This window comes from Micromonospora sp. NPDC049529 (assembly GCF_055586685.1).
On sequence record NZ_JBVJHT010000007.1, the window covers coordinates 207,374 to 230,799 of the forward strand.

Here is a 23,426-nt window from a genome sequence, read left to right on the forward strand (position 1 = left end):
AAACACTCGAAGCGAACCCAACAAACACCTACAGGGGAGCCACCCACCCCCCCCCCCCCCCCCCCTTTCCCCGCCCCCCCCCCCCCCCCCCCCGGACCGCTCGGCACCTGACCAGAGGAAGTGATCAATGAGCAGGCACAGGTTTGCCCGCGCGCTCGCCCTGCTGTCGGCGGGCCTACTCTCGGCCGGCGTACTCGTGGCCGGGGTGCTCATCGGGCCGGCGAGCCCGGCGCAGGCCGTGTCGCTCGGTGCCGTCACGCTCTCCGAGCAGACCGGCGACGTGAACACCACCCCGATGTTCGCCACCGCGAGCACCGCCACACCGTGCCCGACCGGTTTCGGCGAGACCACCAACCTGCGGATCGGCCGCCCCGGCGGCCCGTACGCGAACCTCGCCCGCGCGCTGAGCGCCGGCGGCTGGGACCAGAACCCGCTGGAGTTCGCGGCCGACCGCTCCTTCACCAGGGCGGTGGAGGCCATCGACCCCCCGGTCGTCGAACGCGACGGCGAGTGGTGGGTCATCGTCGACTGCTACAGCCTCACCGCCGGCCGCAGCCCCGACCAGTTCCAGACCTCGATCGAGGTGTGCGGCGACCTCTGGACCACCGCCGACAGTTGTACCGCCGCCACGGCGACGAGGACCGCGCTGGCGGTCGACCCGAGCCCGGTCCCGGCCGCGACTCCGGTCACCCTCACCGCCACCGTCTGCGTACCCGGTACGGGAGACGAGTGCGCCCCGCTGCCACCGACAGCCACCGGGAACGTGGTGTTCAGCCGCAGTGAGCCGATCACCTCCGACCCGGCGGTCGAGCTCGGCACGGTCGCGGTGACCGAGGGCCGGGCGGTCCTGATGGTGATCGCCCTGCCACCACCCGAGGGCGCCATCACCTCGCGTACGCACCGGATCACGGCGCGGTTCGTGCCGGACGGGCCGGCGTACGTCGGATCGGCCGCCACCCTGGACGTCGCCGTGTACGTGGGCGAGGCCCCGACGCCGGAAACCGAGACGAGACTGACCGTCGCCCCGGCCAGTCCACTGCCGGCCGGAACCGACCTGGTGCTGAGCGCGACCGTCCGGCAGCGCACCGGCGTGACCGCCCCCGTCGGCCGGGTACGGTTCGAGCAGCGCCTCACCGGGACCACGGTCTGGGTGGTCCTCGGCACCTCCGACCTGGCCGACGGCAGGTACACCCACACCGTCAGCCCACGTCTCGCCGACGGCAACTACAGCCTCCAGGCGGTGTTCGTACCGGCCGACGAGAACGACTTCGTGGGCTCGACGGACACGCTGAACGGCTACCTCGTCGGCACCCCGCCGACCGGGCCCGTGGCGACCACCACCACGCTCGCGGTCACGCCGGCCTCGCCCCAGCGGGAAGGGACCGAGCTGACCCTCACCGCCACCGTGAGCCCGTCCGCCGCCACCGGCACGGTGAAGTTCCTGGACGGCACCACCCAGCTGGGCTCGGCCACGGTCAGCAACGGCCAGGCCAGCTTCAAGACGTCCACCCTGACGGCCGGCACCCACCAGCTCCGGGCGACCTTCACCCCGACCGCCACCAACGCCTACGGCTCCTCCCAGTCGGCGGTCAACTCGTACGTGATCACGTCCGGCGACCCGGCCGACGGCGGCGGGGACGAGGGCGGCGGCGACGAGGGCGGGGACGGTGGCGGGGGCGGCGACACGCTGCCGCGTACCGGTGCCCCGCTGATCGCGGTGGGTTCCGCCGGCCTGCTGCTGGTCGCCCTCGGCGGCGGCACCATGCTGGTCAGCCGGCGCCGGACCGAGCCCCAACCGGTCGCCTGGCCGGACGCCCACTGATGAGCGTGACCGAGGCGCCACCGGCCCGGCCGGCACCGACCCCGGCTCCGGCCGGGCAGGTGCCGGCCGCGCGTCCGGTCAAGCTCGCCCTCCAGGTGCCGGGCGTGGCGCTCAGCACCCTGGCCTGCCTCGCCCTCGGCCTGGTGATCCACCTGACCCTGGTCTCCCAACTCCAGTACGCCCGCAACCAGCAGACCGCCTTCGCCGACTTCCGCACCGAGCTGGCCCAGGGGACCGCACCGGTGGGGCAGAACCGGCTGGACTTCACCGACGGGGGCGCGGGGCGGGAACGACTGGTCGAACCGGGCTCCGCCGTGGCCGTACTGCGCATCCCGGCGGTCGGTCTGCAGGCGGTGGTCTTCGAGGGCAGCAGCGGCGAGGTGCTGCGGTCGGGTCCGGGTCACCGGCGGGACACCGTACTGCCCGGACAGCCGGGCACCAGCCTCGTGCTCGGCCGCCGGGCGGCGTACGGCGGCCCGTTCCGGGACCTGGACCTGCTGCTGCCCGGCGACATGATCACGGTCACCACCGGCCAGGGTGAACACTCCTACCGGGTGACCGGGCTGCGCCGACCCGGCGACAACGCGCCACCGGAACCCTCGGCCGGGGCGGGCCGGTTGACCCTGATCACCGCCGACGGGGACCCGTTCGTGCCGCAGGACGTGCTCCGGGTCGACGCGGACCTGGTGTCGCCGGTTGCGCCGGCACCGAAACGCACGTTCGGCGCCGCCTCACTGCCGCCGCCGGAACAGGCGATGGCCACCGACCCGGACGCCTGGACCCCGCTGATGCTCTGGGGCCAGGCCATCGTGCTCGCGGCGCTCGCGCTGACGTACCTCCGCTCGCGGTGGGGTCGCTGGCAGGCCTGGATCGTCGGCACCCCACTGCTGATCGCGCTGGGCCTCGCCATCGCCGACCAGGCCGCCCGTCTCCTGCCCAACCTGCTCTAGCGCCCCTGCTCCGGTACAGAAAGGATCGCCGTGTCCACAGTCGAAGACGCGACCCTGGTCGATCTGCCACCCTCCGCCCCCGCCATCCCGTCGATCTACGGCAGCGCCGACCTGGCCACCCTCGAAGCCCGGTCGATCTCCGCCTGGTTCGGTGACCACAAGGTGCTCGACCGGGTGTCACTGACCATGCCGGCCGGGCAGGTGACCGCGCTGATCGGGCCCTCCGGCTGCGGCAAGTCGACCTTCCTGCGCATCCTCAACCGGATGCACGAGCTGGTGCCGAGCGCGTCACTGGCCGGGGAGGTGCTGCTGGACGGGCGCGACCTCTACTCGGCGGAGCGCCGGATCACCGACGCCCGGCGTCAGGTCGGCATGGTCTTCCAGAAACCGAACCCGTTCCCGGCGATGTCGATCTACGACAACGTGATCGCCGGACTGCGGCTGACCGGCACCCGGGTCTCCCGGCGCGGCCGGGACGACCTGGTGGAGGAGACGCTCACCAAGGCCGGGCTCTGGAAAGAGGTACGCGACCGGCTCCGCGAGCCCGGTGGAGCCCTTTCCGGCGGCCAGCAGCAGCGGCTCTGCATCGCCCGGTCGCTCGCCGTACGACCACGGGTGCTGCTGATGGACGAGCCGTGCTCCGCCCTGGACCCGACCTCCACCCGGCGGATCGAGGAGACCATCGCCGAACTCGCCGACGAGGTGACGATCGTCATCGTCACGCACAACATGCAGCAGGCCGCCCGGGTGTCCCACCAGTGCGCGTTCTTCCTGGCCTCGCACGGCACCCCCGGACTGATCGTCGAGCACGGCCCGACCGGGGCGATGTTCGACAACCCGCAGGATCCGCGTACGCACGACTACGTGAACGGCCGGTTCGGCTGAGCCCGCTCCGCCCTTTCGCCAAATCATTTGTCGAGCCGGTCGAAGCCATTCTGTTTTCCGTTGTACGGGCACCCAGAATTCGCTTTCCGCACGTCCGGCGGTGACGTTGGCCTGCCTACCGGGTCACAGCTCCTGTGGAGCCTGATTGCCGGCCGGGTCAAGAGGATCCAGCCGAGCATCACCCTCAATGAGAGGAAGTGATTCATGAGCAAGCGGATGTTCGCTCGCGCGGGCGCCACGCTGGCCGCCATGGCGATGACGACCGGCGTACTCGTTGCTGTCTCCGCTCCCGCCCAGGCCGCGTCGCTCGGTGACGTGGTCCTGTCGCAGCAGAGCGGCAGCGTCACCGACACCCCGATGCTGGCGAACGCGACCAGCGCGGCCTGCCCGACCGGGTTCGGCGAGAACGCCTCGCTGCGCATCGGTCGGCCGGGCGGCGAGTACGCCAACATCGCCCGTTCCCTCGGCGGCGGCGGCTTCGACCAGGCCCCGCTGAGCTTCGCCGGGGACCGGTCGTTCTCCCAGGCGCTGGGGAACGTCGCCCCGGCCAACGGTGAGTGGTGGGTCATCGTCGAGTGCTACAGCCTGACCCTGGGCCGGCACACCGACGAGTTCCGTACCTCGATCGTGGTCAACGGCAGCAGCTGGCGGGTCGCGGTGGCCTACAACACCACCACCGCCCTGGCCATCAGCCCGGCCAGCAACACGGCGACCGAGGGCGACGAGGTCACCCTCTCCGCCACCGTCGCCGCCACCGAGGCGGGCGCCCCCGCCGTCGCCGGTACGGTCGAGTTCCGCCGTGGCGCCAGCGTCATCGGCTCCGCGCCGGTCGCCGCCGGCACCGCCACCCTCGCCACCACCGCCCTTCCGGCGGGCACCTTCAACTACACCGCCGTGTTCACCCCGGCCAACTCGGCCGACTTCAAGTCCTCCACCTCGGCGGCGGTGTCGTACCAGATCATCCGCCGGGCCGGCGGCACCCCGCCGGTCGACGTCGAGATCACCGCCGACGTGGCGCCGGGCGCGTTCACCCTCGCGGTGGCCGCCCCGAACACCAGCCTCACCGGCGGCACCGTCGGTGGCACCGCGACCGGTGCGCTGCCGGCCGCGACCGTCACCGACCTGCGGGGCACCGGAACCGCGTGGAACCTCACCGGCCAGCTCGGGGACTTCAACCAGGGCACCAGCACCATCTCGAACAGCGCCCTGACCTGGACCCCGAACGCCGCCAAGACCAGCGGTTCGGGTGCGGTCGCGGCCGGCGGCAGCGCTGCCCTCGGCGACACCCGCACGCTCTGCTCGGCCGTCGCCGGCACCAACGCGGGTGTGTTCACCTGCGGTGCCGACCTCCGCCTCGCGATCCCGGACAACGTGGCGCCGGGCGAGTACACCGCGACCCTGACCCTGACGCTGGCCTGACCGACAACCGGTCGGGTCCGCCCCTCGGGTGACCCAGGCGGAGGTGCCGTCGGCGAGAGCCGGCGTCACCTCCGCCACACGCCGTTCTTCCCGACCTCTTCTCGCAGCCGGACCTCTTCTCGGAGCCGGACCTCTTCTCGGAGCCTGTGCCATGACCCTCGCCCACCCCGTACGCCCCCGTCGGGCCACCCGCGCAGCGGTGCTGCTCGCCGTGGCGGCGGTGCTGCTGACCTCGATCGTGCCGACCTCGGCGGCCGGTGCGGCGCGGGACGACGGCTTCCGTTGGACCATCGTCCCGTCCAGCCCGAGCGGTCCGAAGGGACGCAAGCAGCTCGACTACGAGCTGGCGCCCAGGGAGGAGATCACCGACTGGATCTCGGTGACGAACCTGAGCGACCAGCCGCTCACCGTCGACCTCTATCCCACCGACGCGTTCACCGCCGTGGACGGCGGCTTCGCCCTGCTGCCGCGCAGCCAGCCGCCGGACGGCGTCGGTTCCTGGATCACGCTGCCGACCCGGCAGCTCAAGGTGCCCGTGGGTAAGCGCGCCGACCTGCCGTTCCAGCTGCGGGTGCCGGACGGTGCCGCGCCGGGTGACCACATCGGCGGCATCATCGCCTCGGCCACCGAGGCGCAGACCGACTCCAGCGGCCAGCGGGTCGACGTCGAGCGGCGGATCGCCGCCCGGGTGTACCTCCGGGTCGCCGGGCCGCTCACCCCGCTCGCCGAGATCGGCGACGTGCGCGTCGACTACGACAACCCACTGGTGCCGTTCGGTGGGGCCGAGGTCGCGGTGACGTACCGGCTCGTGAACCGGGGCAACACCCGGCTGAGCGGGAAGGCGCGGATCCAGGTGACCGGGCCGCTCGGCGTACGGCTGGCCAACAGCGAGGTGATCGACATCCCGGAACTGCTGCCCGACTCGGAGGTGGAACTGCGCGGGACCCTGCCGGGGGTCTTTCCCGCCGGTCGGCTCACCGCCACGGTCAGCGTCAACCCGCAGGCCGGTCCCGGCACACTTCCCGCGCTGACCGGGTCGGCGTCGGTGCCGGCCGTACCGTGGCTCCTCCTCGGTGTCCTGTTCCTGCTCGTCGCGGCCCTGGTCGGCTGGTTCTGGCGGCGCCGGATGGTGCGCCTGCGGGACCGGGACGACGCCGATATCTTCCCCGCCGACCCGGCGCTGCCCCGGGCCGTGCCGGTGGCCTCCTGATGGCCCGGCCGGCATCCGGGACGGCCGACCGACGCCGTTCGGCGCCCGGACCCGCCGACCCACCGCCCGCCACGACGATCGGGTCGCCGCCCGGCGTGGCGAATGGGTCGCCGCCCGGCACGACGATCGGGTCGCTGCCCGGCGTGGCGAATGGGTCGCCGCCCGGCACGACGATCGGGTCGCTGCCCGGCGTGGCGATCGGGTCACCGCCGGTATCGGCCGTGAATGACGAGCGGAGAGGGTGGTGACAGTGGCCGAACGCAACATCCGCCGGCTCGCCGTGGTCCTGGTCTTCCTGGTCGGGGCCGCCGGTGCGGTCACGGCCTCCTGGACCCCGGCGGTGAACGCCGCCGGACTTGGGCCGGTGCGCGCGGTGGTCACCCCGTCCGGTACGCCGGCTCCCGGCGGCGATCGCGGTGCCTCGGTCGAGTTGGGCGTGGTGATCGCCCCGAAGCCAACCGGCACCGTCACCCAGACTCCCGTCACGCCGACACCCGTCACCCCGTCGCCGACGACCGTGACGCCGAGCACCACCGCCCCGACGGATCCACCGGGCGACGGTGGCGACCTGCCCCGTACCGGGATGGCGGTCGGTGCCTTCGTCGTGGTGGGCGCGGCGCTGGTCGGCGGCGGCGCCGCAGTGCGGCTGCTCGGCCGACGACGCCAACGCCCCACCTCTCACCCGCCCTCCCGTCGTTGATCATGAAGTTAGGCACAGGCGCCAGCCCGAAATGTCCGCGTTAACTTCATGATCAACGACGGGGGGGCGCGTACGAGTACGGCTGGTGGCGCCCGCTGGGGCGGTGGAGCGGGCAGCTCACGTACCCTCGACGTGTCATGAGCGAAGCGCAGAGCAGTTTTCCCCGGCGGGACGCCAACGGCCGGATCACCGGACTGGCCGATCTGGGCGGGCTGGTTCTCGCCGGCCTGGTGATCGGTGTGCTGGCGCTGGTCGCGTTCGACTGGGCGTTCGAGTCGATCGGCCTGGCCGACTTCGGCAAGACCAACGGCTGGCTGGCGGTGATTCTGCCTGCCTGGCTCTTCCTGGAGGAGTACCGGGCGTGGGGGCCGGGTCCGGCCAGGGCTGCGGCAGCGGTGGTGGGCGCCGGGGTCGGGCTGACCTCCGGGCTGCTCGCCGCCGGGCTGGCCGCCGGAGCGCCGCCGCTGGTGTCGGGCGCGGCGGCAGCCGGGGCGTTTGCGCTGGTATATACGCTGATCTGGTATTTCGGCGTCCGGTGGCTGGTCCGCCGGACGGGTTGATCGGAGATGAAATCGTGAGTCCCGCCGTGAAGTACACGCTGGGCCGGATCGGGCTGTTCCTGGTGGTCATGGCCGCGCTGCTGCCGGTTCCCATGAGCATCTTCCTCAAGCTCATGCTGGCGGTGGTGTTCTCGGCGGCGGCGTCCTTCTTCCTGCTCAAGACCTGGCGTAACGAGATGGCCGAGCAGGTTGCCGGTGCGGTCCAGCGGCGGCAGGAGGAGAAGGCACGGCTGCGCGCCGCGCTCTCCGGTGACGACCAGCCGGCCCCGACCTCGCCGGCCGGCTCGACCACCCCGCCGGCCGAACCGGACGCCACCCGCTGACCGACCCGGACACCACCCGCTGACCGAGCGGGAGGAGGGGAGGCCTCGGCTCAGCCGTCCAGGCCGCGTCGCCGGGCCAACCGGTCCAGGTCGTCCATCAGACCGTCCAGCCGGCGCATGCCGGCGTCCAGGTTCTCCAGCGAGCCCTCGCTCGGCGCCGCCGCCAGCACCGGCGTGATGATGCTGTTGGCGCGGTCGGCGTACTCCCGCTGGGCGGCGCCGATCGCGGCGGTCACCTCCGCCGCCACGTCCTCCGCCGACAGGCGCAGGGCACCGGGTTCGATCCGCAGCTCCTGCACGGCACCACCGGGACCCGTACGGGCCCGCACGTAACCGCGCGGCGACTCGCCGGTGCCGTACTGGTCCGCCAGGTCCTCCTGCATCCGCTGGATCCGTGCCACCTGCTGGTGGGCGTACTCGGCGAGGTCCTCCAGGTTGCGGATGTCGGGCACGTCAGATCCTCTCGGCCGGTGGCGGCGGGTCAGGGTGGACAGGATAGCGACGGCCCACGGACCGATGGCATTCTTGCCCGGTGGCCAAGGATGACACGCTCCACATCGAACCGGCGCTGCGTCCACTCCTCGCGCCCGGGGAGCGGTTGCTGACCGCCGCGATGCTGATCAAGGACGTCGGTACGACCGACGACGTCTCCATCTCCGACGAACTGAAGAACCTGCTCGACCCGAGCATCCTGCTCGGTCTGGGCAGCCATCCCGGAAGCCTGTTGCAGCGGGCGACCTTCGGCCGGGCGGTGATCGGGCCGGAGGACAGCCCGGCCCGGCGCCTGTACGGCGCGATCGCCACCACTGTCTCGCCCACCCTCGCGGTCACCGAGACCAGGTTGCTGATCGCCGACCGGAAGACGGTCGACCGGAAGGGTGGAAGTTGGACCGACCGCTGGTTCGGTCCGGTGGAGTACGTCGCGACGTTCGTCCACGAATCGCCCCGGACCGCTATCGTCGGGGCGATCAAGGCGCCGGCGGGTGTGCTCCGCCGGGGACGGTTCCTGGTTGTCTTCACCGACGGATCGGTCTGTGCCCTGATCGGCGGACCGCCGGACGCGGGTCGGCGGGCGGCGGAAGCCATCGGCCCGCCCCGGCCGGCGGCACAGACTCCTGGGGAGGAGCGGGAATGACACAACCGGTGAAGGTCTATCTCGACGCGATGACCAGGTACGCGGAGGCGATGCAGGACCTCGGTACGGCGTTCGGCAACACCCGTTCGCTGCTGGTCGACGCCGACGTGACCGACGACAGCTTCGGGCTGCTGCCGGAGTCGCGGGAGGTGGCGAGGGTCTACGAGCAGCGCACCACGGACGGGCTGGAGGTGCTGCGTACCGGCGAGGACGTGTTCGGCGAGCTGGCGGTGGCGTTCCGCCAGATGCGGGACAACTACCGGGGCACCGACGAGGCCGCGGGCAAGCGGCTCGGGGGAGGGTCGTGACCCGGCCGCCGAGTGGCGCGGAGCAGATCGAGAACTGGCTCGCCCCGGCCGGTGCCGCGTACGCGATCATCAAGCCGATCGTCGAGTTCCTGGCCCATCCGATCGACCAGGTGACCGGCGACCCGGACGCGTTGACCGCGCAGGCGAGGGCGTGGCGGGACGCGGCGGCCCGGCTGGACCGGTACGCGACGGACGAGTTGGGCGCGCGGACCGACCTGCTCTCCTACTGGGAGGGTGCGGCGGCCGAGTCGTTCAACGACGAGATGGCCCAGCTCAACCGGTCGTTGACCGAGATCGGCGACCATTTCGAGGCCACCGCCGAGTTGCTGGAGGGCTCGGCGGAGGGCGCCCGGCAGGCGCGGGAGCTGGTCGAGCAGATCGTCCGGGAGCTGATTGCCTGGGCGATCATCACGATCATCGTGGCGCTCGCCTCGGCCTGGATCACGGCCGGGGCGTCGGCGGTGGTCGGTGGTGCGGCGGTCGGGGTGGAGTCGGCGCTCGCCGCGACCCGGGCGGCGGCGGTGGCCGCGAAGCTGGCCCGGATGCTGGAGAAGGTGGCTCTCTTCCTGAAGAAGATGAGCGACTTCGCGCGGGCGTACAAGCTCACCAGCATTCACAAGGTCGGGGTGCAGAACTGGGCCAGCGCCCGGTACGCGAGCACCGCCGGTTACCAGCTGCTCGCCACCAACTGGGTGATCAAGCAGACCATCGTGAAGCCGGTCCTCGGCCCGACAATCGACAAGGTGACCGGCGCCGACCAGGCATGGGACCTGCCACAGGTGCTCTGAGCGACGGCTGACCGCCGGGCCCGCCGCTGATCGCCAGGTCGGGCCCGGCATCGCCGTCGCGGGTGATTCGGAGTTGATGTCGTTCGCTCCAATGGGAAGCGTGCCCACAGTCCGCAACCGCTTCGCCGCTGCCCTCGCCGCTCGGGCCGATGATCAGTGCCGGTCGGCCGTTGAAGAGAATTTCCATCCGATCTGACAGGGCCGGCGCTTTTCGCCGGTGTGACGATGATGTTGAGATGGAACGGAGAGTGATCCATATTGATATGACCATGTAAGGGGTGGTGCAGTGTGCGGTACAGCGGGAATCTCCGCACCCCCAGGAGGTTTTGCATGCCCTTCCGTACCCCCGTACCCCGTCGGTCGTCCCGGCGCCGAACCATCGCCCTCACGGCGACCGTCGCGGTGGGACTGTTCGCCGTCGTCACCAGCCCGGTCTCCGCCGATCCGAAGCCGGGCGTGATCAGCGCCGCCACCAGCGCCGAGTACCGCGTACTCGGCCCGCGTACGCTCGACGACCGCAACGCGGTCGCCAAGACCGGCGTGGCGATCAACTACAGCGAGCACGGCATCCTGAACGTCACCGCGACCGCAGCCGAGGTGAAGGCGATCACCGCGCTCGGCTTCACCCTGGAAGCCGTACCGGCACCGCCCGCACGGGGCGCGACCGACGGGGTCGGCACGATGGCCTTCCCGCCCGCCGACTCGAACTACCACGACTACGCCGAACTGACCGCGGTGATCAACCAGGTGGTCTCGGACCACCCGACGATCGCCCGCAAGTCCAGCATCGGCAGCTCGTACGAGGGTCGGGACCTGCCCGTCATCAAGATCTCGGACAACGTCGGTACGGACGAGGCCGAGCCGGAGATCCTGTTCAACTCCCAGCAGCACGCCCGTGAGCACCTGACCGTCGAGATGGCGATCTACCTGCTCAACCTCTTCACCGACAACTACGGTTCCGACTCCCGGATCACGAACATCGTGAACACCCGGGAGATCTGGATCGTGCCGACGGTCAACCCCGACGGCAGCGAGTACGACATCGCCACCGGTTCGTACCGGTCCTGGCGGAAGAACCGGCAGCCCAACGCCGGTTCGTCGAACGTCGGCACCGACCTGAACCGCAACTGGTCCTACAACTGGGGCTGCTGCGGCGGATCGTCGGGCAGCACCTCGTCGGAGACGTACCGTGGCCCGTCCGCCTTCTCCGCCCCGGAGACCCAGGCGCTGCGCAACTTCGTCAACAGCCGGGTCGTCGGCGGTGTGCAGCAGCTCAAGGCGAACATCGACTTCCACACGTACTCGCAGCTGGTGCTCTGGCCGTACGGCTACACCACGGCGAACACCGCACCGGGGCTCGACGTCGACCAGGAGGCGACGTTCCGGACCCTCGGCCAGCAGATGGCTGCCACCAACGGCTACACCCCGGAGCAGTCCTCCGACCTCTACATCACCGACGGCGACAGCATCGACTGGATGTGGGGCCAGCACAAGATCTGGGCGTACACCTTCGAGATGTACCCCGGATCGTCCGGCGGCGGCGGCTTCTACCCGCCCGACGAGGTCATCCCGGCGCAGACCTCCCGCAACCGGGAAGCGGTCCTGATCCTCAGCGAGTACGCCGACTGCCCGTACCGGGTGATCGGCAAGCAGGCGCAGTACTGCGGCGGCGGTGGCGGCACCACGGTCTGGTCGGACACCTTCGAGACCGCGACCGGTTGGACCACCAACCCCTCCGGTACGGACACCGCCACCTCCGGTGCGTGGGCGCGGGGCACCTCGCAGGCGACCAACTCCAGCGGCGCCAAGCAGCTCGCCCCGGCGGGCGGCAGCAACGACCTGACCACCGGTCCGCTCGCCGGCACCGCCGCCGGTGACTACGACCTCGACGGCGGCTCGACCAGTGCCCTTTCGCCGGTGGTGGCGTTGCCGGGCAGCGGCACGTTGACGCTGTCCCTGTCGTGGTACCTCGCCCACGGCGCCAACTCGTCCTCGGCGGACTTCTTCCGGGTCAGCGTGGTGCACAACGGCGGCACCACCGCACTGCTGACCCAGGCCGGGGCGGCGAGCAACCGCAACGGCTCGTGGGCGAGTGCCAGCCTCAACCTCACCCCGTACGCGGGGCAGCAGGTCCGGATCCTGGTGGAGGCGACCGACACCTCCACCGCCAGCCTGGTCGAGGCGGGCGTGGACAACGTGACCATCACCAGCTCCTGACGGTCCACTCACGACGCTGCCCCGTCGACCGGTTCCCCGGTCGGCGGGGCAGTGCGCTGTCGGACACCGGTCAGCTGAACCGGCGCCCCTCGTCCCGCCGGTACGCCCAGCCGGCGGACAGGGCCAGGACCACCACCCAGACTCCGAGCATGACCAGCGCTGTCGGGTCGGGGCGGAAGTCACCCACCGCCGCCCACATCAGCTCGACCGCGCCCCGGGTCGGCAGGAAGGGTGCGATCGTCTCGATGAAACCGGGCGCGTCGCCGGGCGCGGAGAGCAGGCCACCGCCGAAGGCGAGCGGGAAGAAGATGATCTGGGCCGCCACGATCGCCGCCTTGCTCGGCAGCGCGTACCCGATGGTCAGCCCGAGCAGGGTGAACGGCACCGCGGCCACGACCACCGCGCCGAGCGCGAGCACGAACCCGGCCGGCGTGATCGTCGCCGGGGTCGCCACCGCCGCGATCACCACCACAGGGATCAGCGAGACGAAGGTCAGCGCGAGGCCCGCGAGGATCCGGCCGACGAAGCGCGGCGCCGGCCCGGCCGGCAGGGTCCGGGTGTACGGGTCCCAGGGCTGCGCCCGATCCTCGGCCACCCCAATGCCGTACTGGAAGATGTTGCTGCTCATCACCGCGAAGGTCACCATCGAGGCGGTGGCGAAGGTGGCCCCGGTCGCGTCGTCGCCGGTGAACGGCACCACGAAGAAGAGCATCGAGGCGGCCGGGAAGAAGGCGCTGCCGATCACCGCGATCGGGATCCGGATCGTCTCCAGGAGCTGGTACCTGGCATGTACGAGCGCGAGCTGCATGGCTGTTCCCCCGTCAGGCGGTGATCGGTGCGGTGGCGGTCGTACCGGCCCCGACCAGACGGTCGCCGCCGGCGGTCAGGGTCAGGAACGCCTCCTCCAACGAGGTGGGCCGGATCTCCAGCCCGGAGAAGCCGACCCCGCTCGCCACCAGGTCCCGGACCAGTTGGTCCGCGTCGGCGGTCAGCAGGTGCGTACGCCCGTCGGTGTGTTCGGTGCCGAGCACACCGGGCAGCGCCGGCAGGTTCTCCGCGACCAGGCTGACCCGGCGTACGCCGACGATGCCCCGGATCGCGGCGACACTGTCGTCGGCGAGCACCCGGCCCCGGCCGAGCACCACCACCCGGTGCGCCAGCGCCTCGATCTCCTCCAGGTAGTGGCTGCTCAGCAGCACCGTCCCACCGTCTTCGTGGAAGGACCGGATGGCCGCCCACAGGCTGTGCCGGGCCTCCACGTCCAGGCCGGTGGTCGGCTCGTCCAGGATCACCAGCTGAGGTCGGCCGAGGAAGGCCAGCGCCACCGCGAGCCGCCGCTTCTGCCCGCCGGAGAGCCCGCCGGTCTGCCGTTTGGCCAGGTCGGTGATGCCGAACCGGTCGAGCAGTTCCCCGCGCGGCACCGGGTCGGCGTAGTGCGCGGAGACGAAGTCGACCACCTCGCCGACCCGCAGTGTGGGCGGCAGGCCGGTCTCCTGCGGGGTGACCCCGAGGCGTTGTCGGTGCGCGGGGTCGCGCGGGTCGCCGCCGAACAGTTCGACCCGGCCGGAACTGACCCGGCGTACGCCGACCAGCAGGTTCAGCAGCGTGCTCTTGCCGGCCCCGTTCGGTCCGAGCAGCCCGACCAGTTCGCCGGTACGGACCTCGAAGCTGACCTGGTCGAGTGCGGTGACGTCGCCGTACCGGCGGGTGGCCTTCACGGCGCGAGCGAGGATCATGTCGTCTCCTTGGCGGGGGTGGCTGCCTCGGGCGGGTCGAGCAGGGCGCGCAGCGCTGCGGTGTACTCCTCGAAGGCCAACCGGCCGCGCCGGCTCAGCCGGACCAGGGTGGCCGGCGTACGCCCCTGGTGCGTCTTGGTGATCTCGACGTACTGGGCGTCTTCGAGTTTGCGCAGGTGGACCGAGAGGTTGCCGGCGGTCATCCGCAGGATCTCCTGCAACCGGGGGAAGGTGATCCGGTCACCCTCGGCGAGCGTGGCCAGGGTGGACACGACCCGCAGCCGGGCCTGGGCGTGGATCACCGGGTCGAGCTCGGGTGGGCTCGTCATGGCCGCTTCCGGCGGTTGAGCCAGGCGACCGTTCCGCCGAGCAGCATGCCGCCGCCCCCGGCGACCGCGACGATCAGCGCGTGCCAGCCGGGTCCGACGTACACGCCGACGATGTTGATCACGCTGAGCCAGATGCCGAGGCGGAACAGGTTGCGGTCGAGCCAGATCGCCCCGCCGGCCACGTGCAGCACCCCGGTCAGGCCGACCGCCGCGGCGGCCCAGAGCAGTCGGGCCAGGTCGTCCGGCTGACTGTCGGTGACCCGGCCGAGGATCATCCCGTAGCTGACGAAGCCGAGCAGCCAGGCGATGCCGTACCACTGGCCGCGCCGGGCCGAGTCGCCGGTGATCTGGCCGTACGACCGGGCGCCGGTGATCGCGGAGAGGATGCCGGCGGCGCCGAGCAGGACGAAGAGTGTGGTCAGCGGCAGCCACTCGGGCAGGTTGACGTAGACCCGGTCGTCCGGCCCGAACCGGAGGAAGAACAGCCCGAACCCGATCAGCCAGGCGATTCCCCACGGCCAGTAGATCAGCCGGGGGTCGGGGTTGAGCTGCCGGGCCGCCTCGGCCTGCTGCTGCCGAATCAGCAGCAACGTCTCCGCCGGACTCGCCGGCAACCGCTCGTCGTCATCCTCAAGTCCCACGCAAACTACTTTACGCCACAAACCCAAACCCCCCAGGCCGGGGCCCTCTTGTAGAGAAAGAGTGGTTTCCCGCGCCGAAATAGGGACTCTTTTCTCTACAAGAGTGGACCTGGAGGGTGGGGGTAGGGGGTCAGCTCACGCCGGTGCGGGTGCGGACGCCGGTGCGGTCGAGTTTGTTCCAGCGCATCGGGGCGTTGCGGGCCTCCAGCCAGAGCGCCCGTACGGTCACCACGCTGCTGAAGACGGAGAAAATCGCGGCGGCGGGCAGGACGTAGAGCAGCCGCAGATCCCGCCAGGCCCGGTCGAGGGTGATCGCGACCAGGGTGTGTGCCGCCGCCGCTCCGAGCCCGATCCACAGCAGCAGCGCCGGTACGGTCGCCGCGCTCGGCAGTCGACCCAACGCGGCCAGCAGCAGCACCAGTCCGAGGGTGAACAGCTGGACCGGTGGCACCGCCAGCATGGTGACCAGGTTGTAGACCAGGTACCAGCCGAGCCGGCCGTGCCGTCGGCTGCCGATCAGGTCGCGGTGACGTCGAGCGGTCTGCACCAGTCCACGGGTCCACCGGATCCGCTGCCGCCAGAGCCCGCCCACCGTCGACGGCACCTCGGCGTAGACCATCGCCCGGGGCTGGAAGTTGATCCGGTACCCGGCGGCGCGTACCCGCCAGGTCAGTTCCAGGTCCTCGCCGAGCGTCCCGGTCTCGAAGCCGCCGACCTCCTCCACCACCCGGCGGCGGAACGCGCCGCAGTTGCCGGAGACGATGGTCAGGCAGCCGATCTGCGCCAATCCGCGCCGGACCAGCGCGGTGGCGTGGGTGAGCAGTGCCAGCAGGCGGGTCTGTGGCCGGTCGAGATTGACCGGCTCGTCGTTGCCGCAGACCCCGCCGACCGAGGCGCTGTCGAAGCCGCGCAGCAGTTCGCCGATGGTGTCGGCGGTGAAGACCCCGTCGGCGTCGACGAAGCAGCAGATCTCGCCCCGGGCCAGTCGGATGCCCAGGTTGAGGGCGCTGGCCTTGCCGCCGTTGCGCTGGGTCAGCGCCACCACGTCCGGGTGGTACGTGAACTGGCGCATCACCGCCAGCGTCCGGTCGGTCGAACCGTCGTCGACCAGGATGATCTCCTTGCGTGGGTACCGGGTCGCGATGATCGACTCGATGCAGCTGGCCACCACCCGCTCCTCGTTGTACGCCGGCACGATCACCGACACCAGCGGCAGCACACTGTCGAAGACCGGCTGCCGGCGACGGCGTACCTCGGCGAGCACGGCCAGCGGGTAGTAGGCCAGCTCCAGCACCCCGATCAGCAGCAGCGGCACACTGAGCAGCACGATCACGGTGGCGAGCAGGTCGATCACGAGAGTGCCCCGGCCCGGTACCCGGCCAGCAGCGCGTCGAGCACCTCCGGCGCGTGCCGGCTGTGCGCACCGAACCGGGCGTTGACCTCCAGCACCACCGGGGTGCCGTCCCGTCGCCGCCGGATGTCCAGGTCGGCCGGACCGGTCACCCCGATCGCCTGTACCGCCGCCACGGCCAGGTCGGCCACATCGGCCAGATCGGACGAGTTCTCACGGAGCACCCGTACCGCGTTGCCGACCCGGCCCTGGGCGAGCGTGGTCTTGCGGAGCACCACCACCGCCCGCATCCGACCGAGCCGGTCGGCGAACAGGTCGACGGCGTACTCCGTACCGGGAATGAACTCCTGCAACACGTCGCCCGGATCCGGCGGCGGCGTCCCGACCCGGTCGTGCACACGGACGCCGCGCCCGCCCCGCCCCCGGCGCGGCTTGCTCAGGTACGTCGACCCCAGGTAGCCGCGCAGTGCCGCCGGGCTGAGCACCCCCGGTAGGACCGAACGCGGTACGGCGACCCCGGCCGCCGCCAACACCTGCGCGGTCTGCCACTTGTCGTCGGCGATCGCCACCGCCGACACCGGGCTCACCAGCACCGCCGGGTGACCGGGCCGGGTGGCGAGCGGGGCCAGCACCGGCAGTTCCTCGGTGACCGTGGGCACGATCAGGTCGACCTCGTGCCGGTCCGCGATCCGCAACAGTTCCGGCAGGAAGGACTCGTCGGTGGCGGCCGGCACCCGCTCGATCCCGTCCGGCCCGATGTCCGGTGTCCGTCCGATCCCGTCCGGCCCGGTGCCGGCGGCCCGTCCGATTCCGTTCCCGTCCATGGTCGCGCCCGCGCCCGCTTGCGGCCCTCGTCCGGTGACCGCAGCGGGCGCCATGTCGACGCCGACGACCGGGACTCCCCGGACGGCGAGCGCGTGCAGCAGTGCCCGGCCGGCGGGACCGGCCGCGCCGGTCACCAGCAGACGCGGCATCAGTGCTGCTCCTCGATCAGCGGCACCGTCATCCGGACCGGTTCGAAACCCTCGGCCAGCGGCACCCGGGCCTGGCCGCCCCGGAACACCGCCAGGCCGCGTACCTGCCGTTCGCCGACGTACGGCTTGGCCCGCTGATCCTGGTGGGTGGCGACCGCGCAGACCTTCGCGTCGAGTTGGTCGGAGATGTCGACGAAGACGCTCGGCCGGAACTCGGCGGTGACCGACGGGCTCTCGTAGCAGAGCACCGCCGGGTGTTGGCGGGCCGCCCGGAGGGTGGCCAGGTGCACCGCCCGGTGGTCCTGGTGCTGGTCGTTGCCGGAGTGGGTGAACACCAGGTCCGGCCGGTGGCGCCGGATGGTTCGCTCGATCGCCTCGGCCATCTCGTTCTCGTGCCGGGCGAGCCGGGTGTCGGGCAGGTCGAGCACCTCGATCCCGGTGGCGCCGAGGAACCGGCCCGCCGACTCGGCCTCGCCGGCCCGTACGTCGCCGTCGCCGCCGCGACCGCCGTGGCTCATCACCATGACGTGCACCTCGTGTCCGGAGTCGACCAGCCGCAGCAGCGTGCCGCCGCAGGCGAGTTCGAGGTCGTCCGGGTGGGCCCCGATGGCAAGGACCCGCCGGGGCAACCGGGTCGGTGCCGGGGTGACCCGGAGCACGACGCAGAGTCCGACCAGCACACCCAGCACAACGAGGCTGGCCACCTGTACGCCGGCGGCGGTCCCGCCCGCCGTCGGGCTCGCCCCGGACCGGCTCGCCAGACCGTAGGCGATGTTGGCGGGTACCAGCACCAGTGCGGCGCCGACCGCGAGCACCTGGATCAGCCGGGGTCGGCGGAAGCGGCGGCGTAACGGCCGGTCGGCGCCGGCAGCGGCGGTCGCCGCCGCCAGCAACGCGACCAGTAGTGGTGCGGACAGGGAAACAGTCACGGCAACCTCGCTCGGTACGGCCGCGACGGCGTAACTCGTACGGACGCGGCTGCCTTGTCGGTCAAACCGCAGCCTGCCGCTCCTTGATGAGCCCTTCCTGAGCCGTCGATGAGAGCGTCCTCACGGCTGCCGGTTGCGGCCCGGATGGGAGGAACGCCCCGGTTCCGTCCACCCGATCCCGGCTGCGCGTTGTGGCCCGTGGCGAAGAAAATTCATCTCCGAGCGGGGCATACCAGCAGCCCGTACGGGTAGCCGCACGCCGCCAAAGGGTACAAACCAGTACCCCGCTGAGCAGTGGAGGTTTTCCGTGTCGAACAACCGAAGCAAGAGCATCCTGGCCCGTATCGGTCTCGGAGTCGCCGGAGCGCTGGCACTCGCCGGTGCCGGAGCCGGCGGTGGCGCCGGTATCGCCAACGCGGCGGACGACGGACCGCCGTACTGGCACGACGGGGGCAAGGACGGTGACGGGAAACCGGTCTCGATCGAGATCCTCACCCCGGTGTACGGCGACAACGTCGGCGTCGGCGGCCTGGGATGGATCGTGAACCTGGCCATCGACTTCCCGGGCGGGCCGGACGGGCTGGAGCGGGCCGGCTTCACCGCTCCACAGCTCACCGGTCCGGCCGGGCACGACAACATCCCGCCGTTCCCGGGCACCTTCGGCCCCGGCCAGGACGACCGGCTGCCCGGCCTGGTCGTCCTCGTCACCACCAACGTCGCCGGTGCCGGACAGAACGTGGCGAACCTGTTCAACCTGACCGGGGTGACCAACCGTTCGGAGCACGTCACCCAGATCACCGACGACTGGATCGTCGGCGCGGAGAACTTCGGCTCGAACGTCGAGTCCGAGGTCCTCACCGCCGTCGTGAAGGACCTCGACGGCAACGGCATCTTCGACGACGCCCCGGACGAGGTGCCGGACGCCAACGGCGACGGAAAGATCGATGAGCACGACCTGGAGTCGATCGGCCTGGCCTCCGAAGTCGAAAAGGTCAAGTTTCGCATCAACGGCAACGCCTGACGCTCCCCGGCCGACGCCGCAGAGAAGCGCACGCGACGAGGCTTTTGTAGAGAAAGAGTGGCTATCCGATCCGGGGTGGCCACTCTTTCTCTACAAGAGTGCCGGTTCTGTTGTTCTTCGGGGTTGTGGTGGGGGAGGACACTTGTCGCAAGGGTGGATCGGAGGCGGTCGATGCGACGGGTGTGGTTGGTCAAGGTGTTCGGCGGTGCGGTGTGAGGTGGTTCCCGGCCAGGTGTCCGGTCACCCCCGAGGAACAGCAGTGGATCGAGGACTCGCTGGACTGGCTGGTCGGTGAGTTCGGCACCGGGATTCTGCGCCGTCCGGTGGTGCTGCCCACCCCGGACTTCTTTCCGGACGCCTTCACCGGAACCGAGACCGACGTCCACCGTGTCGTCCGATCGCTCTGCCGCCGGACCGGTGTCGACCCCGACCGACTGGAGATCGAGTTCTTCGACGACGGCCTCGGTGCCGACCTGCTCTCCAGCCTGCCGTCGTTCGCCGGTTCCTGGTCGGGTGCGGCCGGTCACTACCAACCCCGCGGCGACCGGGCCGTGATCTCGATCAACAGTGCCGAGGCGGGCGACCCGACATCACTGGTCGCGACGATCGCCCACGAACTGGGGCACGTACTGCTCCTCGGCGAGCAGCGAATCGCCCCGGAGCGGCGGGACTCGGAACCCCTCACCGACCTGCTCACCGTCTACTTCGGCTACGGGGTGTTCAGCGCCAACGCCGCATTCGAGTTCTCCACCCACGGCAGCGGCTGGCGGACCCGGCGTACGGGTTACCTGACCGAGCCGATGTTCGGCTACGCGCTGGCGACGTACGCCTGGTTGCGGGGCGAGCCGGACCCGCAGTGGGCCCGGCACCTGGACACGAACCCGCGTGTCTACCTGAAGAAAGGGCTGCGTTACCTGCGCCAACGCGGCTGAGACCGCAGCCGTCCGCCGGTAGCCCGGTGGAGTGGTCCGCCCGGGCTAGGCGAGGGCCATGGTCACTGCCTGGTGCAGTGTGGTGGGTGGGCGACCGAGGACCCGACGGAGATCGTCGGTCTGGCGTTCGAGCGCACCGGATCGGGCCAGGCCCATCAGCCAACCCATCGGGCCGGGCACCGGTTCGGTGGCCTCGCGGTATTCGACCGCCCGCCCGGTGGCCTCGGTCAGCGCGTCGGCGAGCTGCGGGTACGTCCACAGCGGCCCGGTGAGGTCGTACCCGTGGCCGAGGTGGGTGTCGTCGACCAGTACGTTCGCGGCGGCCTCGGCGAGGTCGAGCCGGAGCGCGGTGTTCAGACCACGTCCGCCCGTGCCGCTGGACAGTTCACCGGACTCGACCGCCACCCGCAGGCCGGCGTTGACGAACGCGTCGCCGTAGAACGGGTTGCGCAGCATCGTCCAGGCCAATCCACTGTCCATGATGGACCGCTCGGTGGCGTGGTGCGCCGCGTTCATGCCGTCGCCGGAGCGGTCGGCGCCGAGGAAGCTGGTGTAGGCGATGGCGCGTACGCCGTTGTGCCGGGCCGCCTCGACCGCGTTCAGGTGTTGCCGGATCCGCCGGTCCGGGTCCAGTTCCGGGGAGGAGATCAGCAGCAGCCGGTCGGCACCGTGGAACGCCGACCGGAGGCTGTCCGGGCGGTCGTAGTCGCCGTGCCGGACGTCGACGCCGAGCGCGGCCAGGTCGGCGGCGCGTTCCGGGTCACGTACGGCGGCGGTGATCCGGTCGGTGGGCAGCCGGGTCAGGAGCGAGCCGATCACCAGCCGGCCGAGCGCGCCGGTTGCGGCGGATACAACGATCATGTGGTTCCCCAGGGGTAGCGGGCGGTTCGGCCGCCGTGTGGATCAAGCGGTGTCAGGTAAACCCGAGGCGCGACCGGACGCCACCGAATTTCCGCGCCCGAGCGGGCCCGGAGCACCGCCACCGTCGCTACGGCGTGGCGGCGAGTTGATCCCGCAGCGGGGCGGGGAGTGGTTCGTGGTGCAGCACGGCCAGGCGGGAGACGGCACGGGTCAGCACCACGTAGAGCCGGTGCAGCCCGCGTGGCTCGGCGGCCACGATCTGGGCCGGTTCGACGACGATGACGTGGTCGTACTCCAGGCCCTTGACCAGGCTGGCCGGGACCACGGTGACCCGCTGCGGCGCCTCGACGTCGTCGGCGGTCGAGGTGCCGATCCCGGCGTCGGCGAGGGCGCCGGCCAGCCGGTCGACCGCCGCGTCCGCGGCGATCACCGCCACCGATCCCTCGTACGCCAGCGCCGCCCGCACCTCGGCCACCGTCGCCGCGTCCAGGTCGGTGACCGTACGCAGGTCGAGCGCGCCGTCGCGGCGCAGCGACTCGGCCGGGGGCACGTCGACGGCGAGCGCCGGCAGGAGCCGGTTCGCGAAGGCGACCACGGCGGCGGGGACCCGGAACCCGATGGTGAGCGGCACCACGGCGGCGTCCGGCTTGCCGAGGTGGGCCAGGGACTGCCGCCAGTCGGTGGCGGCCCACGGCGCGGTGCCCTGGGCGAGGTCGCCGAGCAGGGTGATCGAGCCGTGCACGCTGCGCCGGGCGATGGCCCGGCACTGCATCGGGGAGAGGTCCTGCGCCTCGTCGACGACCACGTGCCCGAAGCTCGCCACCCGTTCGATCAGTCCGGCCGCCTCGTCGATCAGGACCGCGTCGGCGGCGCTCCACTTCGCGACCCTGGCCGTCCTGGGCGGCTTCGCCCAGATCAGCGACGCCTGTTCGGTGTCGGTGAGCAGGTCGGCGGCGGCGGTGGCGAGGATGTCCGGGTCGCTGAGCAGGTGGTGGACCAGCCCGTCCGGGGTGAGTGCCGGCCAGGCCGCGTCGAGGAACTCGGTGACCGGCTTGGTCTTGCCCATCCGGCGCAGCCAGGTGTCGTTCGGCGACTCGCCCCGGCGGGCCTCGGCCTGTCGTTGCAGGAGCCCGACGACGCGGGCCCGGACCCGTTCCCGGCCGGTGCCGTACGGGAGTCCTTCGCGGCGGGCCTCGTCGACGATCCGGCGCAGCACCTCGACCCCGATCCGCCAGCGGAACGAGCCGTCGGAGACGGTGATCGGCTGCTCCGGTTCGCGGATGTGGGCGTTCACCGCGCGGTGCAGCACCTCGGCCATCCGCGCGTCGTGCTTGATCGCGGCGGTGGCTGGGGCGTCGGTGCCGCGTACGGCGATGGTGCGCGGCCGCTCGGCGCCCTCGGGTCGTACGGTCGCGGCGGTGACCAGGTCCTCGACCGTGGCCTGGGCGACCTCGACCTCGCCCAGGGCGGGCAGTACGGCGGCGATGTACGACATGAACGCCCGGTTCGGCCCGACGATCAGTACGCCGGAGCGGCGCAGTCGTTCCCGGTGCAGGTAGAGCAGGTACGCGGCCCGGTGCAGCCCGACGGCGGTCTTGCCGGTGCCAGGCGCCCCCTGGACGCAGATCGACGTCTCCAGGTCGGCCCGGACCAGTTCGTCCTGTTCGGGCTGGATGGTGGCGACGATGTCGCGCATCGGGCCGACGCGGGGGCGTTCGATTTCGGCGGTGAGGATCCGGGAGGCGGTGCCGAGTTCCTCGCCCCGGTCCAGGTGCTCGTCCTCGAAGCTGGTCAGCACCCCGGCGCTGAAGCCGAACCGGCGTCGGACGGTGACGCCCTGCGGGTCGCGCACGCTGGCCCGGTAGAACGACCGGGAGACCGGGGCCCGCCAGTCGAGCACCATGGGTTCGCCGAGGTTGTCGGTGACGTGCCGCCGGCCGATGTGGTAGTCGACCTCGGGGAAGGTGAGCCGGCCGAAGAAGAGCGGGGTGGTCGGGTCGTCGGCGAGTTCGGCGACCCGCCGGGAAAGCGTCCGGCCGAGCATTTCGGCGGTGTACGAGTCCCCGGCGACGTTCGCGCCGGTGCTGAAGAGGGCTTCGGCATGCTCGCGCATCCGGTGCAGTGCGGCACGGGAGGCGTCCAGGTGGGCGCGTTCGCCGTGCAGTTCGGTGTCCAGGTCGGGTGCGGGCATGCTGACTTCCTCGGAATCATCTGCTGCTCGCTCGCGTGTCCGGGGCGGATGGCCGGCACCCGGCGCGACGACGTCCGCTGCGGTGCGTGTTCACCTCGGCCGTCAGGCGGTCAACCACGGTACGCGCCCCGGACCGACCGTTCC

The 23,426-nt window shown here is 71.5% G+C and carries 24 protein-coding genes; 14 read left to right on the forward strand and 10 right to left on the reverse strand.

Features of this window, described 5'->3' with window-relative positions; all coding sequences use genetic code 11:
• The first annotated feature begins 127 nt into the window (after positions 1 to 127).
• From ACZ6QQ_RS14315 to ACZ6QQ_RS14350, 8 genes are all read left to right on the forward strand, one after another.
• Complete coding sequence (locus ACZ6QQ_RS14315) at positions 128 to 1,822, forward strand: Ig-like domain-containing protein (protein WP_465876535.1); 1,695 nt, start codon at positions 128 to 130, stop codon at positions 1,820 to 1,822.
• On the forward strand, positions 1,822 to 2,772 hold the full coding sequence (locus ACZ6QQ_RS14320) for a sortase (protein WP_465876537.1): 951 nt from the start codon (positions 1,822 to 1,824) through the stop codon (positions 2,770 to 2,772). The genes ACZ6QQ_RS14315 and ACZ6QQ_RS14320 overlap by 1 nt, the downstream gene beginning before the upstream one ends.
• A 30-nt stretch (positions 2,773 to 2,802) precedes the next feature.
• Positions 2,803 to 3,657, forward strand: coding sequence for a phosphate ABC transporter ATP-binding protein (locus tag ACZ6QQ_RS14325; protein ID WP_465876539.1), 855 nt, complete (start codon positions 2,803 to 2,805; stop codon positions 3,655 to 3,657).
• A 204-nt stretch (positions 3,658 to 3,861) separates the two neighbouring features.
• Positions 3,862 to 5,076 (forward strand): Ig-like domain repeat protein, encoded by a 1,215-nt coding sequence (locus tag ACZ6QQ_RS14330; protein ID WP_465876541.1) that lies wholly within the window; start codon positions 3,862 to 3,864, stop codon positions 5,074 to 5,076.
• A 151-nt stretch (positions 5,077 to 5,227) separates the two neighbouring features.
• Positions 5,228 to 6,286 (forward strand): WxL protein peptidoglycan domain-containing protein, encoded by a 1,059-nt coding sequence (locus ACZ6QQ_RS14335; RefSeq protein WP_465876542.1) that lies wholly within the window; start codon positions 5,228 to 5,230, stop codon positions 6,284 to 6,286.
• A 244-nt stretch (positions 6,287 to 6,530) separates the two neighbouring features.
• The gene (locus ACZ6QQ_RS14340) at positions 6,531 to 6,986 is read left to right on the forward strand and encodes a hypothetical protein (RefSeq protein WP_465876543.1); all 456 of its coding nucleotides are present in this window, start codon (positions 6,531 to 6,533) and stop codon (positions 6,984 to 6,986) included.
• Between the two features lie 137 nt (positions 6,987 to 7,123).
• Complete coding sequence (locus ACZ6QQ_RS14345) at positions 7,124 to 7,546, forward strand: hypothetical protein (protein ID WP_465876544.1); 423 nt, start codon at positions 7,124 to 7,126, stop codon at positions 7,544 to 7,546.
• Between the two features lie 14 nt (positions 7,547 to 7,560).
• Entirely contained in the window at positions 7,561 to 7,869 is a 309-nt protein-coding gene (locus ACZ6QQ_RS14350; RefSeq protein ID WP_465876546.1) for a DUF4229 domain-containing protein, read from the forward strand.
• A gap of 50 nt (positions 7,870 to 7,919) precedes the next feature.
• On the opposite strand, the gene ACZ6QQ_RS14355 is transcribed toward ACZ6QQ_RS14350, so the two are convergent.
• Positions 7,920 to 8,321, reverse strand: coding sequence for a YbaB/EbfC family nucleoid-associated protein (locus ACZ6QQ_RS14355; RefSeq protein WP_465876547.1), 402 nt, complete (start codon positions 8,319 to 8,321; stop codon positions 7,920 to 7,922).
• A gap of 80 nt (positions 8,322 to 8,401) precedes the next feature.
• Here ACZ6QQ_RS14355 and ACZ6QQ_RS14360 point away from each other — a divergent pair, with 80 nt between their 5' ends.
• The 4 genes from ACZ6QQ_RS14360 (at position 8,402) to ACZ6QQ_RS14375 (ending at position 12,317) form a co-directional block, all read left to right on the forward strand.
• Positions 8,402 to 9,004 carry a hypothetical protein gene (locus ACZ6QQ_RS14360; protein ID WP_465876549.1) on the forward strand — a complete coding sequence of 201 codons (603 nt, stop codon included), beginning with the start codon at positions 8,402 to 8,404 and terminating at the stop codon, positions 9,002 to 9,004.
• Positions 9,001 to 9,312 (forward strand): hypothetical protein, encoded by a 312-nt coding sequence (locus ACZ6QQ_RS14365; RefSeq protein ID WP_465876551.1) that lies wholly within the window; start codon positions 9,001 to 9,003, stop codon positions 9,310 to 9,312. The genes ACZ6QQ_RS14360 and ACZ6QQ_RS14365 overlap by 4 nt, the downstream gene beginning before the upstream one ends.
• Positions 9,309 to 10,100, forward strand: coding sequence for a WXG100 family type VII secretion target (locus ACZ6QQ_RS14370; RefSeq protein ID WP_465876553.1), 792 nt, complete (start codon positions 9,309 to 9,311; stop codon positions 10,098 to 10,100). The genes ACZ6QQ_RS14365 and ACZ6QQ_RS14370 overlap by 4 nt, the downstream gene beginning before the upstream one ends.
• Positions 10,101 to 10,430: 330 nt before the next feature.
• Positions 10,431 to 12,317 (forward strand): M14 family zinc carboxypeptidase, encoded by a 1,887-nt coding sequence (locus tag ACZ6QQ_RS14375; protein WP_465876554.1) that lies wholly within the window; start codon positions 10,431 to 10,433, stop codon positions 12,315 to 12,317.
• A gap of 70 nt (positions 12,318 to 12,387) precedes the next feature.
• Here ACZ6QQ_RS14375 and ACZ6QQ_RS14380 read toward each other — a convergent pair whose 3' ends face one another.
• The 7 genes from ACZ6QQ_RS14380 to ACZ6QQ_RS14410 all read right to left on the reverse strand — a co-directional run bounded on the left by ACZ6QQ_RS14380 (position 12,388) and on the right by ACZ6QQ_RS14410 (position 18,277).
• Positions 12,388 to 13,125, reverse strand: a complete 738-nt coding sequence (locus tag ACZ6QQ_RS14380; protein ID WP_465876556.1) for an ABC transporter permease — start codon at positions 13,123 to 13,125, stop codon at positions 12,388 to 12,390.
• Between the two features lie 13 nt (positions 13,126 to 13,138).
• Positions 13,139 to 14,053: an ABC transporter ATP-binding protein gene (locus ACZ6QQ_RS14385; protein ID WP_465876558.1), complete on the reverse strand. Its 915-nt coding sequence runs from the start codon at positions 14,051 to 14,053 to the stop codon at positions 13,139 to 13,141.
• Complete coding sequence (locus ACZ6QQ_RS14390; protein ID WP_465876559.1) at positions 14,050 to 14,382, reverse strand: transcriptional regulator; 333 nt, start codon at positions 14,380 to 14,382, stop codon at positions 14,050 to 14,052. Before ACZ6QQ_RS14390 ends, ACZ6QQ_RS14385 begins: the two co-directional genes overlap by 4 nt.
• Positions 14,379 to 15,023, reverse strand: coding sequence for a transporter (locus tag ACZ6QQ_RS14395; RefSeq protein ID WP_465876560.1), 645 nt, complete (start codon positions 15,021 to 15,023; stop codon positions 14,379 to 14,381). The genes ACZ6QQ_RS14390 and ACZ6QQ_RS14395 overlap by 4 nt, the downstream gene beginning before the upstream one ends.
• A 130-nt stretch (positions 15,024 to 15,153) precedes the next feature.
• The gene (locus ACZ6QQ_RS14400; RefSeq protein WP_465876562.1) at positions 15,154 to 16,377 is read right to left on the reverse strand and encodes a glycosyltransferase family 2 protein; all 1,224 of its coding nucleotides are present in this window, start codon (positions 16,375 to 16,377) and stop codon (positions 15,154 to 15,156) included.
• Complete coding sequence (locus ACZ6QQ_RS14405; RefSeq protein ID WP_465876563.1) at positions 16,374 to 17,348, reverse strand: ATP-grasp domain-containing protein; 975 nt, start codon at positions 17,346 to 17,348, stop codon at positions 16,374 to 16,376. Before ACZ6QQ_RS14405 ends, ACZ6QQ_RS14400 begins: the two co-directional genes overlap by 4 nt.
• Positions 17,348 to 18,277, reverse strand: a complete 930-nt coding sequence (locus ACZ6QQ_RS14410; RefSeq protein ID WP_465876565.1) for a PIG-L deacetylase family protein — start codon at positions 18,275 to 18,277, stop codon at positions 17,348 to 17,350. The genes ACZ6QQ_RS14405 and ACZ6QQ_RS14410 overlap by 1 nt, the downstream gene beginning before the upstream one ends.
• A gap of 307 nt (positions 18,278 to 18,584) precedes the next feature.
• Here ACZ6QQ_RS14410 and ACZ6QQ_RS14415 point away from each other — a divergent pair, with 307 nt between their 5' ends.
• Positions 18,585 to 19,298 (forward strand): hypothetical protein, encoded by a 714-nt coding sequence (locus tag ACZ6QQ_RS14415; protein ID WP_465876566.1) that lies wholly within the window; start codon positions 18,585 to 18,587, stop codon positions 19,296 to 19,298.
• Positions 19,299 to 19,510: 212 nt separating this feature from the next.
• Positions 19,511 to 20,230 carry a M48 family metalloprotease gene (locus tag ACZ6QQ_RS14420; protein ID WP_465876567.1) on the forward strand — a complete coding sequence of 240 codons (720 nt, stop codon included), beginning with the start codon at positions 19,511 to 19,513 and terminating at the stop codon, positions 20,228 to 20,230.
• A gap of 45 nt (positions 20,231 to 20,275) precedes the next feature.
• Here the strand turns inward: ACZ6QQ_RS14420 and ACZ6QQ_RS14425 are convergent, their stop codons facing one another.
• Positions 20,276 to 21,091 carry an NAD(P)H-binding protein gene (locus ACZ6QQ_RS14425; RefSeq protein WP_465876568.1) on the reverse strand — a complete coding sequence of 272 codons (816 nt, stop codon included), beginning with the start codon at positions 21,089 to 21,091 and terminating at the stop codon, positions 20,276 to 20,278.
• A 127-nt stretch (positions 21,092 to 21,218) separates the two neighbouring features.
• Complete coding sequence (locus ACZ6QQ_RS14430) at positions 21,219 to 23,282, reverse strand: HelD family protein (RefSeq protein ID WP_465876569.1); 2,064 nt, start codon at positions 23,280 to 23,282, stop codon at positions 21,219 to 21,221.
• Positions 23,283 to 23,426: the final 144 nt, after the last annotated feature.